This window comes from Ammoniphilus sp. CFH 90114, assembly GCF_004123195.1.
GTDB lineage: Bacteria > Bacillota > Bacilli > Aneurinibacillales > RAOX-1 > YIM-78166.
This window is the reverse complement of sequence record NZ_SDLI01000004.1, coordinates 394,033-407,840: the sequence shown is the minus strand read 5'-3', so window position 1 is coordinate 407,840 and position 13,808 is coordinate 394,033. Positions and strand designations below refer to the sequence as shown.

Annotated in this window: 14 protein-coding genes; 7 read left to right on the top strand and 7 right to left on the bottom strand. The window is 41.7% G+C overall.

All coding sequences use genetic code 11. From position 1 onward, the window contains the following. Window positions 1–106: 106 nt before the first annotated feature. Window positions 107–1,444, bottom strand: a complete 1,338-nt coding sequence (locus EIZ39_RS12275) for a YheC/YheD family endospore coat-associated protein (RefSeq protein WP_129200249.1) — start codon at window positions 1,442–1,444, stop codon at window positions 107–109. Between the two features lie 200 nt (window positions 1,445–1,644). Between EIZ39_RS12275 and EIZ39_RS12270 the strand changes: the two genes are divergently transcribed. Then, window positions 1,645–2,976, top strand: coding sequence for a YheC/YheD family endospore coat-associated protein (locus EIZ39_RS12270; protein ID WP_129200248.1), 1,332 nt, complete (start codon window positions 1,645–1,647; stop codon window positions 2,974–2,976). A 125-nt stretch (window positions 2,977–3,101) separates the two neighbouring features. Then, window positions 3,102–3,575 (top strand): CHRD domain-containing protein, encoded by a 474-nt coding sequence (locus EIZ39_RS12265; protein ID WP_129200247.1) that lies wholly within the window; start codon window positions 3,102–3,104, stop codon window positions 3,573–3,575. 81 nt (window positions 3,576–3,656) lie between these two features. Here the strand turns inward: EIZ39_RS12265 and EIZ39_RS12260 are convergent, their stop codons facing one another. The 6 genes from EIZ39_RS12260 to EIZ39_RS12235 form a co-directional block, all read right to left on the bottom strand. Beyond that, window positions 3,657–4,367: a CAP domain-containing protein gene (locus EIZ39_RS12260; protein WP_129200246.1), complete on the bottom strand. Its 711-nt coding sequence runs from the start codon at window positions 4,365–4,367 to the stop codon at window positions 3,657–3,659. A gap of 63 nt (window positions 4,368–4,430) precedes the next feature. Beyond that, window positions 4,431–5,066: a response regulator gene (locus EIZ39_RS12255; RefSeq protein WP_164985067.1), complete on the bottom strand. Its 636-nt coding sequence runs from the start codon at window positions 5,064–5,066 to the stop codon at window positions 4,431–4,433. Beyond that, complete coding sequence (locus EIZ39_RS12250; RefSeq protein WP_129200244.1) at window positions 5,059–6,198, bottom strand: HAMP domain-containing sensor histidine kinase; 1,140 nt, start codon at window positions 6,196–6,198, stop codon at window positions 5,059–5,061. The genes EIZ39_RS12255 and EIZ39_RS12250 overlap by 8 nt, the downstream gene beginning before the upstream one ends. A 12-nt stretch (window positions 6,199–6,210) precedes the next feature. Continuing rightward, the gene (liaF, locus tag EIZ39_RS12245) at window positions 6,211–7,005 is read right to left on the bottom strand and encodes a cell wall-active antibiotics response protein LiaF (protein WP_129200243.1); all 795 of its coding nucleotides are present in this window, start codon (window positions 7,003–7,005) and stop codon (window positions 6,211–6,213) included. A 169-nt stretch (window positions 7,006–7,174) separates the two neighbouring features. After that, window positions 7,175–8,278: a S8 family peptidase gene (locus EIZ39_RS12240; protein WP_129200242.1), complete on the bottom strand. Its 1,104-nt coding sequence runs from the start codon at window positions 8,276–8,278 to the stop codon at window positions 7,175–7,177. 90 nt (window positions 8,279–8,368) lie between these two features. Further along, complete coding sequence (locus EIZ39_RS12235; RefSeq protein WP_129200241.1) at window positions 8,369–9,127, bottom strand: YheC/YheD family protein; 759 nt, start codon at window positions 9,125–9,127, stop codon at window positions 8,369–8,371. Window positions 9,128–9,236: 109 nt separating this feature from the next. Between EIZ39_RS12235 and EIZ39_RS12230 the strand changes: the two genes are divergently transcribed. The 5 genes from EIZ39_RS12230 to EIZ39_RS12210 all read left to right on the top strand — a co-directional run bounded on the left by EIZ39_RS12230 (window position 9,237) and on the right by EIZ39_RS12210 (window position 13,734). Beyond that, on the top strand, window positions 9,237–9,896 hold the full coding sequence (locus tag EIZ39_RS12230) for a TVP38/TMEM64 family protein (protein WP_129200240.1): 660 nt from the start codon (window positions 9,237–9,239) through the stop codon (window positions 9,894–9,896). A gap of 70 nt (window positions 9,897–9,966) precedes the next feature. Further along, window positions 9,967–10,395, top strand: coding sequence for a YugN family protein (locus EIZ39_RS12225; protein ID WP_129200239.1), 429 nt, complete (start codon window positions 9,967–9,969; stop codon window positions 10,393–10,395). A 53-nt stretch (window positions 10,396–10,448) separates the two neighbouring features. Continuing rightward, the gene (locus EIZ39_RS12220) at window positions 10,449–11,573 is read left to right on the top strand and encodes a hypothetical protein (protein ID WP_129200238.1); all 1,125 of its coding nucleotides are present in this window, start codon (window positions 10,449–10,451) and stop codon (window positions 11,571–11,573) included. A gap of 91 nt (window positions 11,574–11,664) precedes the next feature. After that, window positions 11,665–11,889: a hypothetical protein gene (locus tag EIZ39_RS12215; protein ID WP_129200237.1), complete on the top strand. Its 225-nt coding sequence runs from the start codon at window positions 11,665–11,667 to the stop codon at window positions 11,887–11,889. A 141-nt stretch (window positions 11,890–12,030) separates the two neighbouring features. Further along, window positions 12,031–13,734 carry an acetate/propionate family kinase gene (locus tag EIZ39_RS12210; protein WP_129200236.1) on the top strand — a complete coding sequence of 568 codons (1,704 nt, stop codon included), beginning with the start codon at window positions 12,031–12,033 and terminating at the stop codon, window positions 13,732–13,734. Window positions 13,735–13,808 lie beyond the last annotated feature (74 nt).

Here is a 13,808-nt window from a genome sequence, read left to right as displayed (position 1 = left end):
TGGATCAGTGATGACCACCCCTACTCTCTTTATTTTACTTTGTTCAGGAAAAAATCTCACGGCTTATTGTTTGACAACAAAGCGTGAGATTCTAGAGATATTAACACTATGAAGTGAATCCTGCTAATCTTTTTGCATAGAGTATCTGTGTTCGTTTCGCATCGTAGAATAATTCAGGAAGACCAGCATATAAAGGAAACCGATCATCTGGGTACCCATTCATTTCAATTAGCCAAATATTCCGGTGACGATCAATGGCAATATCCAGACCGTATCTCCCCATATTCATTGTTCCTAAGCTATCAATACTTTGAGCAGCTGAAACTGCGAGTTGAAAGATTTTTTTCTGAAACTCATCGATTTGTTGATCAGAGAATTGATAGATTTTCTTTAAGACATTCCTTGCTGGCTTGACCTCCCCACCTCTTTCATAGTTGCTAACAATACTTCCAGAACTGGCTACTTTTCCAAACATTCCTATAACGATCCAGTCCGCTGATTGATTTTTTGCGAGCATGACACGGAAATCAACAATATGTCCGTCTATTATTTCGAGGTCAAGAGTTTGCTGGATAATATAATTTCCGGGGAGTAATTCATCTTGAAGGTAAGGAAGAACTTGTTTAAAGTTTCGAAAGGTTTCTGTGACATTTTCATTGACTAGTCTGTATGTTGCTGAGACACACCCGTCTATTACATCAAATCTTCTAATTCCTTTTCCTTGTACCCCTCTTATAGGCTTAAGATACACGCTTGAAATATCGTTTGACTTCATAAACTGGGAAATATCATCGGGTTTATGATATAAAGCCGTTTTTGGGAGATATGGCTTAATATTTTGATTGCTTTTCAGCCACCTATACATATCCCATTTGTTAAAAACAATGGAATTGAAGTACCGGTTGTGAAAATTTATCTTAAAAAAATTCATCCATTTTTTTGGCAGTCTAGGTAGTAATACCAATAAACAAGCAGGTAATCTAAAGGTACCAGATTCCCATTGTTCACGAATTGGATTATACAAATAGCCTTTAATCATTCTCGTTTTTTTATTGATATTTTTTAATGAAAATGTGATGATTGCTCCTCCAATGGTTTGGTAATCTCTCACATAGGCAGATAACCCCTGTGATAAATTGGGGTTATTAGTATTAAACAAAATACCGATAAAAGGACCTAACAATAACTTATTGCCGATTTTATAAAGCTCATATCGACAAGTGAGCGGTATTTTTAATGATCCAATAACTTCCGATGAAACAGCAAAGTGATGAGGTGATATTTGGTTAGAGAGGATGATTGTGATTTCACGAGTGGTAGCTCCAAAGGAAAGAAGAACTTTATCCCCTGATTGCAATTCTAATAATTTTGAAGTTTTGAGATGGGGAATGAGAGAATCTGTTGTTTCCTTATCCTCCAAAATTACATATTTTTTTTCCGCCATAATATTCTCCTCTTAAATTTTTTTTGAACTTAATTATCTTATTGTATTCAGAAGAGAGTTGCAGGATCGTAGATTTTACCCCATATTTCCTTATCTAAGGTTAAGTGTTTATACAAATAAAGGGGTTTCTAAATATAGATATAATAGAGAATTAAGATAAAAGAAGAAATTGTCAAAACGAAATAGGAGGTGGAGGATAAATGAACCAGGTAGTTAAGATTAAATCAACGGAAAACGCGCAGACAACCCTTTATGCTCATCCTAAAGTAGTAGCTACATTAGGGCTTAGGACAAAAAAATATAGGGTTAAGTTTGGTAGTCAGTCTATCGAAGTGGATGTTTTACCGTCTTTAACCTTAACTCTTAACGAAATAGAATTTTCTCAGGATGTCATACAAATACTGCGTTTACCGCTCTTTCTTGAATACGAAATTAGAGTGAATGATGCTAAAATCTTGATTGGTCCATTTATTGGTATATTAGTAGCGAAATCACAAAAAAGCCTCAAAGCGATAAATTTAAACAGTTTTTCCTACCTATATAAGGAAATTAGAGGTATGATTCTTGCCTTCTCATTGCAAGGAATCGATCGTAAGTCAAACACAATCAAAGGTTTGATATACAATCCTCAGAAAAAAACTTGGGAAGAGCGTCGAGTATCCTATCCCTCCTCTTTTATGAAGTTGATCACCATATCCAAAAAGTGGAATCATTATTTTCAGACCACTTTTCCAAAACAATTTTTTAATTCTGCTAGTATCAATAAATGGAAGATGTATAATCTTCTCCAATCGAATAGAGAACTGAAACCGCATCTACCATTAACTTCATATATTCGCACGCCACAAGATATTTTAGATTTTATGGAGAATAATGAAAAAGCCTATGTGAAGCCTATCTCCGGTCTGAAAGGAGTTGGGATATATAGAGTAGTAAAGGAAAATGGACATTATGTTATACAATTTCGCAATGAAGACAAAAATCATAAGCTCTTCTTTTCATCTGTTAACGATTTACTAAACTACTTTAAAAAGAAAATGAAAAAAAAGAAATATATCATACAGCAGGCACTAAATATTGAGGTTCAGGACGGCCATGTCATCGATTTTAGGATCGCTCTTGTGAAGGACTATATTGGGCATTGGCGGGATGTTGGAATCGTTGGCAAGCGCAGTGCATATAGAAGCATTGTAAGCAACCGCGCGAGCGGGGGAACGTTAAAGCAAGGTGATCATTTATTAGGTGACGCTTTTGAATTATCTAAAGAAAAGGTTAAGATATTGCGAGATAAATTATCTCAAGTTGCGATAACAGCTGCAAGGGAAATAGATAAGTTAAGCCTGAATATCGGGAGATATGGCGTAGACATAGCAGTAGATAAACATCAGCACGTATGGCTACTAGAAATGAATCACCGAATGCCGGATGATTACCTCTTCTACGATAGCGGGCAAAAAGACGTTTTCTATAAAATAAGGGCGACAAATATGCTATATGCCAAGTATCTTGCAGGCTTTCACTCTCTTCCATGATTCTCTTCTCTTCTTTAACCTCACGTATTTAGACAGGGAATTTCTGACCGCTTAGGCACCTCTCCAATCTCTTCATTATATTCAAGAATAAAGTGTAATAATTCATGAGGAAGGAGTAAATCAAATTGCGAAACTTTTTTGCACGTCTAAGAGGCTCGGAAGAAGTACCTCCTGTCGTAACCAGAGCGACAGGAAGAGCTAGATTTCGTCTAAGTCGTGACCGCCGAAGACTTCATTATGTTCTGGAAGTGGAAAATATCCGCAGGACAACAGAAGCTCATATCCACCTTGGCAGAAGACGAGAAAACGGTCCGGTTGTGGCTTTCCTTTTTGGTCCTTTAAGAAGGGGAGTTACGGTTCGTCGCGGAGTGGTGCGCGGTACGATTACAGCTGCTGATCTTGTTGGACCGTTAGCAGGACGTTCACTAGCTGCGTTAATCCGAGAAATGAGGCTGGGAAATACGTATGTCAATGTGCATACGGTACAAAATCCTGCTGGAGAAATTAGGGGGCAAATCGTACGTCTTCGTGATGACGACAATCGCCGTCGTAGACGCAGGAGACGCAGACGTGGTGGCGGAGACAGCGATTGTGGATGAAGAGGATAGTCCTCTTTAAAGCTGCTGGTCTAGCTGCTTAAATAGTAAAAAAACCGCCATCCCTTGGCGGTTTTTTTACTTCTACGGCTTAATAAACATCTGTGTAAACATATTCCCATAAGCTCCACCCGAGACAATCCCAATTCCGATATGGCTGTATTCGTTGCTTAGGATGTTCGCACGGTGGCCTGGAGAATTCATGAGAGCGGTATGGGCTCCATCTACGGATTGGTTACCGGCTATATTTTCTCCAGCTGTCGAGAAGCTTACTCCCGCATTCCTTATCATGTCAAAGGGGGATCCGTGAGTAGGAGACTGATGGGAAAAGTAATTCCCTGTAATCATGTCCTGTGACTTGACACGCGCTAAGCGTGTGAGTTCTGGATGAGCAGTTAGAGCGCTTAATCCATTGCGCTGGCGCTCCTGATTGACTAAAGTCAGCATCTGTTGTTCTGCTGCAGATAAGGTCACAGATGCATTGGGAGCTGGTGTCGTTGGTGCTTGTGCCGGTTGCTGCTGAGCAGGAGGCTGTGTCCCCTGTCTAGGAGCTGGCTGCCACGGTGCAGCTTGTTGCTGATTAGGTTGCCAAGGAATGACCTGCCATTGCCATTGATTGGTTTGTCCTGCATTCCCAGAAGGAGCTTGAGCATTCTGTATTCTGGCCGCATTGCCTGTATTCTGCACATTAACCGGTGGTTTCTCGGCAGGTAGAGCCCCTTGTGTCGTCGTACCACAGCCGCTAAGTGCTAAACTAAGAAGTAGAGTGGGTATGATAAATGGTTTTAGCAACATCTCTTGATGCACCTCCTGTTTTTAGGGTGTCATCTACTGATGTGCTTCATGCAGAGGTTAATTTTACTTGCAAAGTCCTTGTCGGTGAGCATAAATGGCGACTTGAGTGCGATCTTCAACATCTAGCTTACCTAAAATATTACTGACATGTGTTTTTACGGTTTTAATCCCAATAAATAATTCTTCAGCAATGTCCTGGTTCGATTTTCCTTCGCCAATTAACCTAAGGACCTCTAACTCGCGTGCGGTTAATTGTTCATGGGGGAGGGCTTTGCTTTCTCCCTGACGGAAGCGATTCATGATCTTTCCTGCCACCTGGGATTCTAAAACAGGCATGCCTTGATGAGCTTGGCGGATGGCTTGAACAATCTCTGGCGCCCGCGCTGTCTTTAACAGGTAACTAAAGGCCCCAGCTTCAATAACGGGATACACTTTCTCATCGTCAATAAAGCTGGTAAGGACAATAACTTTTCCCTCAGGATGAATTGAACGAATTTGTTTTGTAGCTTCAATTCCGTCCATACCATCCATGACAAGGTCCATAAGGATTACATCAGGCTTCGTCTGATCTGCGAGTTTAACCCCTTCAGCTCCGTTGCCCGCTTCACCGACGACCTCAATATCGTCTTCTGTAGATAGATAAGCAGCTAGTCCCATCCGGACCATCTCATGATCATCGACGAGAAGTACTTTAATCATTTTGTTCATTCACGCTTTCCTCGCTTCCTCTTCCCATGATTAAAGGGATGGTTACCTCAATCAATGTTCCTTGCCCAGGGGCAGATGAGATATTCAGTACGCCCCCAATCTCAGCGACTCGTTCATGCATGAGAGCCATACCATAGGAGGAGGCTTTACGATCTTTGTCTAAGGAAAAACCAATACCATCATCTGTAATTTTCAAGCGCAGATTATTTTCGATGACGACTAACTTGATTTCTACTCGTTGAGCTTTCGCATGACGTAGTGTATTAGATAAGGCTTCTTGCAGAATACGGAATAAATGGTCCTCCATTCCCTTGGGCATGGAGGGGAGTTCTTCTAAGGACCAGTGAAAGGCTAAAGAGTGTTTGGCTTGAAGTTCACGAAGAAGATCTTCAACGCCTTGACGGAGCATTTTTCCTTCTAGGTGTGCCGGACGGAGATGGAGGAGAAGAGCTCTCATTTCGGATTGGGCTGCTGCGGCCATTTCTTCTACTAATTCGGCCTGTCGGCTAGCTTTATCAGGGTCCTGGGCTAGTGTTCGTTTTAGTGCGGCCATGGTCATAGAGATGGCAAAGAGCTGTTGGCTTACCGCATCGTGAAGCTCTCGGGCTAATCGCTGACGTTCTTCCACAATAGCCGCTTGTTTCACTTGATCTGTCAATTCTGCATTATGGGCGGACAGTCGTTGTAATGATGCCACTTGCTGTTGAAAGCGAATCGTCATGTCATTGAGTTGGCGGGCGAGCTGCCCGATCTCATCGTCACCTAAGTCAGGGATTCGAATAGTTAGATTCCCACGTTCTAGTTTCATTGCAGAGTGTAATAGGATCTCGATTCTCTTTTTTAATAAATTACCGTAAATGTACCCGAAGCTGCTTCCTATAACGATGGCAACGACCCACAAAATGATAAACATGATACTAATAACCAGAAATCCAGGGAAGGGGGGGATGCTCCATTCCCAAGCTTGATAAGCCCACTCGCGCAGAGAAACTAGTTCTTCGGTTTGGTACCATATCAGAGAAAAGAAAAGTCCGCCTAAAGTAGCTGCACCTAAGGAGCCCCACATGGCATGACGCATGAATTGCCATTGGATGTTCGTTAATTTTTTTTCAGTTCCAGGCATGTCTCTTGCCCCCTACACGTAGGTGATATCGATATCGCCTATGAGAAGGTTGACGATAATGCGAACCCGTTTTTCTGCATTCTGGTAATTGGAAGTCGTTAACGTGACAGTTCGATTCAAGCCACCTTGCTTATTCCCAAATACATCAATATCCCCGACATTAACATTGGCGATTAAGGAAATATCGAGATCATAAGGAACGTAAATATCGATATCCCCGATCCATCCGCTTATCATGACTACACTTTCTCCGTTGTGTATTAATGCACGAGAAAGATCGAGTTTAACTTCTCCAATCCCATGCCAAATGTTCATATCTCTAAGTTCCCATCGATTTCCTGTTAAGAAGAGGTTCCCGATGAGCGATTGCTTCATCTCGGGGGAGCCCATAGTATAAGATGGCCCACCTTGTCGTGGGGAAGGTTGTTGTTCTTGTTTTTCCTCTACTTGTTCATCCATAGAATGATGTGGGATCGAGGCAGGAGGAAGTTCGATTTCCTTCTTTTTTGAGCGTATAAACTGATAGCCCCAATAGATAATAGCAAAAGAAAGGGCAAAACCAATAAGATCTCCGATCCGTATAGACAGCCACGCATCTAGGAAAAACAAGGAACCAAACAGAAATAGGATGCCTCCCAATATCTTTCTTCCCCGCTCCAATAAACGAACAGCAAAATAGAGTACAAGGAAAGGAAACAGTTTCCCGGGATGAAAGTCCATGATGCCTAAGGTGTGAAATAAGATTCCAATACCGGTAAATATAATGATAAGTCCTAAGAAGTATCGCGTCGTGCGTGAGCGGTTCATTGGACTTTCCACCTCCAACTTAGGGAAGTTATTTACTACTTGTCACAAGTATAAATTTAACTATAGCATAGCCCCATCCTCGGCTCAACGGAAGAAAAGGTATAGTCCTAGTATAGTAGAAGCCACCCATTCCTTCCTACTGACCTTAAGAACGGAAAACATCTCCGTCCTAAGACGGAGATGTTCTGTTTGATAATCTATTCGCAAGGGATAGCACCCTATTTACTTTCACAATACCTCGTCCTTGCTTACGAGAGGAGATACGAGGCAACTTTTGTGCAGAACGGTCTAAGATACGCTTTATTTGAGAGGGTGTGAGCTCAGGAGCTTGGGACAGCAGTAGAGCACAGATTCCTGTGAGATGCGGAGTGGCCATCGAAGTTCCAGAGAGAGTATTATAATTTGGTGATTCTGGCCAGGTAGAGAGGATGTCTACTCCTGGTTCCACGTAATTCAACGTTTTACCAAAGTTGCTAAAGGAAGGAACTCTTCCATTTTTATTAATGGCACCAACGGCGAGAACTTCAGGATGACGAGCAGGATAATCCAGTGTCTCTGAACTATTTCCAGCGGAGGCAATCATAAGAATTCCCTTCTTTAATGCGGCCTTTATGGCTTGATGAAGGATCTTACTCGTATCCCTAGAACCGAAGCTTAAATTAAGGATTCGGATGTTGTTGTCGATCGCCCAATCAATCGCTTGGGCAATATCGGTGAGAGAGGCCGTACCATCTGCGTCAAAAGCCTTGAGAGCATAGAGAGCAGCTTTTGGGCTCACGCCTACAACTCCAATTTGATTATTCAAAGCCGCAACGATGCCCGCTACATGTGTTCCATGGCCGTTTCTGTCGACAAAGGGGCTAGAAGTGTCTACTGTATTAATGCCGCCTTTTACATTATCTCTCAGATCGGGATGTCTTGCGTCAATTCCAGTGTCAATAATTCCTACTCTGACACCATCTCCCTGGTTCCGAGACCAAGCGGTTGGAGCCTGTACTCGACTAACTCCCCAAGGCGTGACCTGCTTATCCGAATAGGTTTGGTGAAGCTTATACATTACATTTTGCTCTATAATGGGTCCTTTCGTCTCGGATTCTCCTTGGATGGCCATTCTGTCTTTGAGAATTTCATAGTCTTGATTAAGTAAAGAAAGAGCGTTCCACTTAGGATAAAGTTTAATTCTTTGTTTGGCCATCGCAGGTAGGTTCGAATAAAAACGAAGCAAATCGTTTTCAGAAGTATACATCACACAGAGGTGATCCTTATTTCGCATGGGGTTAACCGCCTTCTCTCCTAATTATTACATAAACAGTGTATGTGAATGGGAGAAAATGGTTAAAACCCCCAATTAAGGGGGTAATCATCAAGTGTCTGAGTAAATTATTTTGATGTTTCGGATGATCCGCTTGTAGATCTTTTCATTAGGAAGACCTTTAAATAAACGATGTCCTGGCGTTGTATTCACTTCAATGAGCCAGGCCTTACCTTTAGTGTCTATGGCATAATCAATGCCGAGTTCACGTAACCCGGGATAGGTAAAGGTAAGTTCATCTGCAATAAGAAAACTGAGATCCATTAATTCATCTCTTAAGTCTCTGATTTCTCCGTAGGAAAGCCCTAGCGTGTTTTCGATAGCGGTACGGAAGGGAATGGCTTTTCCCCCACAGGCCAAATTAGTTGTAATACTATTTTTTTCCCCCAGTTTGCCTACGACCCCAGAATAGACCCACTCATCTTTTGGCTTTTGTAACAAAAGACGGAAATCAATGGGCATCCCTTGCTGGGTGATTAACTCAACGCCTTGTTGAATAAGGTATTTATTGTCCTTAGTAAGGCGTTTTAGCATCCCCGTAACTTGATTTAAATTGGAAAAAGATTTTACCCATTCGCTGGTATGAAGCCAGTATGTTTTCTGGATCTGGTCCAGTCTGAAAATTCCTTTTCCTTTCATCCCGTTATCCGGCTTCAGATAAAGAAAAGGATAACGCTCTAGCATCTGGAGGAGGGATTGTCTAGTGAGGAGCTGCGTTTCTGGAATGTAACTTCGAATCATCTCGTTTTCCATCAGCAACTGAGTTTTAGCCCATTTACTTACTACATATTGATATCTACGTTTATACACAGATATCCTCTCCTAAGATTTGGTTTATATATCCTATGATTGTTATAGAAAAACGGAATGGTTGTATGCCTATGACAGGCAAACTATAAAGGTGAGGTGAGACGGAAGGATGAAAAAAAGATGGATAATCGTGCTGTTCATTCTCATAGCAGCATTTATTTTAACGTTTTTAGGGCCAATACGAGAGAAGTTATCCGCTATGGATATCCATCTTATTGCTGAATGGCTAAGAGGATTAGGTGTGTGGGCTGTTTTGCTCGGGAGTGCATTAATCATTATTCAAACCTTTTTGCCCGTGATCCCCTTCCTTGTACTGGTTGCAGCTAATGTTTTAGTTTTCGGATTGGTTGGGGGATTTCTAATAAACTGGATTAGTGCGGTAGTGGCGTCTGTCTTGATGTTTTATGTCGCACGCACAACAGGAAGAGATTGGGCTCAACGAAAGCTAGAACATCACCCTAAGCTGATGAAGATGGATGATTTTGTAAAGAGAAATGGTTTTCGCTCCATCCTTACATTAAGGTTGTTTCCTGTCATCCCGCCCGTTGCCTTAAATTTAGCTTCAGGGGTATCGAAACTTGAAGGGAGGGCCTATATCCTTGCAACCTCGATAGGAAAGATCCCTGCCATATTGGTTCAATCCATGATTGGAAATGACATAATTTATTTTTCTGAGAATAAAGGACGAATTTTACTCCTCGTACTTGGTTTTGGTTTCATTTTAGTGGTTGGGATGAGTTTGGTTAGGAAAAAATTGAAGCTTTCATGAAAACCCTTATGTTGGGAAAGCTATGTATTATAAGGAGAAATTGAATTTAGGGAAGGTGTGATTTGTATTTATGATTTCTGTACCGTCTGAGATAGAAGGTAAAGTTGCCACCTACGGTGAAATTGAAGATGCGTTTAATAGAGAAGGCTTTGTATTGGGCGGAAATTGGGAATATGATAAGGGCTACTTCGATGCAGCCTTAGAAAGGGATGGCGGCGAAACAATTTATCTGCGCGTTCCCGTAGAGGTGATGGAAGGTGAACTTGATGACGGAGGTGCTCGACTGAGGTTTCACCAGCCTTTTCTTGTAAGACATGTTGTTCATACTCGAAATTTTAGCGATTCCATCCCTTTAGTTGACCAATTACCAGGACAGCTTAATACGTTGGTCAATCAGTTCCAAACGCCAGCCGAGGTGGATGGAGATATTCATGATGTAGACAGGAGAGTGGAAGAGGCGAGAGCTGCAATAGCAAAAATTCTGCCTTATGTACAATAAGAATCCCGGACTTCTGGGGTTTTTCTATTGCACCGCCTTTTAGGAGGAAGATCATGAAAATCTGGCGATTGGTTTTACCCTTAGCGCTCCTACTTTTGTTGATGGTTTCTGTCCCGATGCCAACAGAAGGAAAGGAGAAAAATGAGTTAACTTTTATTGTGAAATCCTCCCCTTATGCTTTGTTTGAGAGCCGCCTTCATATTGAGAACAAGGAGCTGGCGAGAGATATCCTTAAGGGTAAACAGGTTTCTACAAAGCATGCACCTGAGCTCCCTTTTGCCTATGTTGAGATAAAAAAAGGAACAAAAACAGAAACCTTTATGATCAGTTATGCCTATAACTTATTCCAAGTCGAAACAGGTGTAAAGATCGTACTTCCACCAGAAACAAAAATGAAGATTCATTCTTATCTCTCCATGCTTAGAAAGCATCACTTTGGGGAGTCGGTGTCCTGGAAGGAAGCAGAAAAGCTTTTTCCACGCAAAGGGTATGCAGAAGTTGTCGATATCGAGAGCGGATTACGCTTTATGGTTCAGCGCCGTGCAGGAAGTCAGCATGCTGATGTCCAGCCCATTACAGTTGCAGATACAGAAACAATGAAAGATATATATAATGGCAAATGGAGCTGGAAACGAAGAGCGATCCTTGTCCGAACGGAAGGGAGAACCCTCGCTGGCTCTATGCATGGAATGCCACATGGGGGAGGAGCGATCTCTTGGAATAACTTCCCTGGACACTTTTGTATTCATTTTAAGGACAGTACAACACATCGGCGTGCTATACCTGATCCAGGGCATGATCTCATGATTACAAAAGCTTCAGGCCTTCTCCACGACCGAATCGTGCAAGGCAGCCCTGAGGAGTTGGTGTCATTGTTTATTACAGCAGTCAACGAGCAGGATGAGAGTATTATTAAGCTTCTTCTTAATCAATACGAAGCAGATAGAGTAGAAAAATTATTGCAGCAACTTGATCAAATTGAAGGGGTAAAGATTCACTCACTAGAGAGTGGTTCTAGTCCAAAAGATAATTTTCTAATGCAGGAAATTATGGCTACGATTAGAGTAAAGCGAAAAGAGCAGAAAGAGCAACAACTTGGCGTTATATTTTTATTAAGCCGAGAGAGTGTAATCGATCGATGGAAGCTAGAGTTAAATCCATTAATCAGTCAATTGTAAAAGTATGCGAAACTAGTGTAACCTTTTCCTCCCTTCCTTCGTCTTCATTTATAGAGTAGGAAATCAAAGGCAAGGAGGGAAGGAAAACTCTATGGAAAACAAGCAGGCTAGAATGCATGTGCAAAAGGGTCTCTTCGCCCTAATCACCGGTTTTTGTCTTATAATTCTCTATCAATATCTAGAAGTTACCAGTTGGCTTCATGACGTGGATAATGTAGTGGTCACGATGTTTGTTGTCATTGTTCCACTGATCATTGCTACTGAAATGTTATTCCAGCTTTATCACTATTTTAAACCAGCAGATCATAAAAATTAATAGAATGGGGTATTTTCACATGATAAGGAGATGTTTTCTCGTGATGTGAAAATATCCCATTTTTACATCTGTCGTAAATTCCTTCCGAAATGAACATCCTATAGGGAGAAATAAAAGATATGGGGTTCGGAGGGATTGGTCTTGAAAGTACCCGTTGGAATTTCAAATCGTCATATTCACTTAACCAGAGAGCATGTGGATATTCTATTCGGTAAAGGTTATCAATTAAAGAAGATGAAAGACCTTAAACAACCGGGACAGTACGCTTGTGAGGAAACCGTAACGATCGAGGGGCCAAAGGGAAAGATTCATCATGTTCGGATCTTAGGGCCAGAGCGGAAGCGATCTCAGCTAGAGATATCGAAAACAGACAGCTTTGTTCTTGGTGTCAAGCCTCCCGTACGTGATTCCGGTGATTTAGACCATACGCCAGGCATTATAATTGAAGGAACAAAGGGACGAGTAGAGTTAACGGAAGGGGTTATTCTGCCTGTTCGTCATATACATATGGATGAAGAAGATGCAGTCCGTATTGGCGTCAGGGATAAAGATATTGTTAGCGTAAAAACAAAGGGTGAACGATCTGTCATTCTTGAGAATGTACTATGCAGAGTAGATCCCAATTACGTTTTGGAATTTCATGTGGATACGGACGAAGGAAATGCTGCTAATTTAAAAAATGGAGACCTAGTTGAAGTTATCGAGTTGGATGCTTATCGTGAATTGCGTGTGATGAGCCCGAAGACCATTCTATTGTTTAATTGCGGGAGTTCATCCATAAAGTATAAGCTATATGAAATGCCAAGTAAGTCTATTCTCGAATCAGGAGTTATAGAAAAAGTTACCGAAGAAGCCTATGGAGGTCACATTGAAGAAATAGCTCAGCAAATGAGTCCTTATCATATTGATGCGGTGGCCCATCGAGTCGTTCACGGAGGGGAAGAATTTGATCAGTCGGTTGTTATAACAGAGGAGACAAAAGATATCATTCGCAGGTTATCACCTTTGGCTCCCTTGCATAACCCCGTAAACTTGTTGGGAATAGAATGGGCAGAAAAACTTTTCCCGGGATTGCCCCAGGTGGCTGTTTTTGATACAGCGTTCCATCAGACAATGCCCCCGTCTTCGTATATTTACCCTATACCCTATGAGTTGTATTTAAACCATAAGATCCGTAAGTACGGTTTTCATGGATCTAGTCACCGTTACGTTATGGAGCGCGCGGAAGAAATGATGGAAATTCCAAAGGAAAAGCTCCGTTTGATTAGCTGCCATATTGGTAATGGTGTATCCATTACTGCTATACGAAATGGGAAGTCATATGATACTTCCATGGGAATGACACCGCTGGCGGGAGTCAGCATGGGAACTCGCAGTGGAAACATCGACCCTGGAATTGTGCCGTATATAGCAGAAATTCAACAGACAGATGTCCATGGGGCTATTGAGGTATTGAATAAACGAAGTGGTCTTCTAGGGATATCTGGAAGGTCTAATGATATCCGCGATGTTCTACAAGGAGCGGCCGATGGAGATGAGAGGTGCCGACTAGCCATCGATATATTCTCAACGAAGCTTCATACCCACATTGGTCTTTACTTAGCTAGGCTGAATGGAGTAGATGGAATCATATTTACAGCTGGTATTGGAGAAAATAGTCCAGAAATCAGGGAGATGGTTTGTACAGGACTCGAATATGCCGGTGTCTATCTTGATCATGAAGCGAATTATCAGAAGCGAGGTGAGCGTTTTATCAGCAGTCGATACTCCCCAGTGAAAGTCTTGGTTATTCCTACTAATGAGGAATTAATCATGGCTCGAGATGCGTATCAGCTAATCTTATAGGAAAAGGTCAATGAGAGGGTTTTCCATAAAGGAGATCACCCTCTTTTTATTTTTTGTAACTCCAAAAAATAATT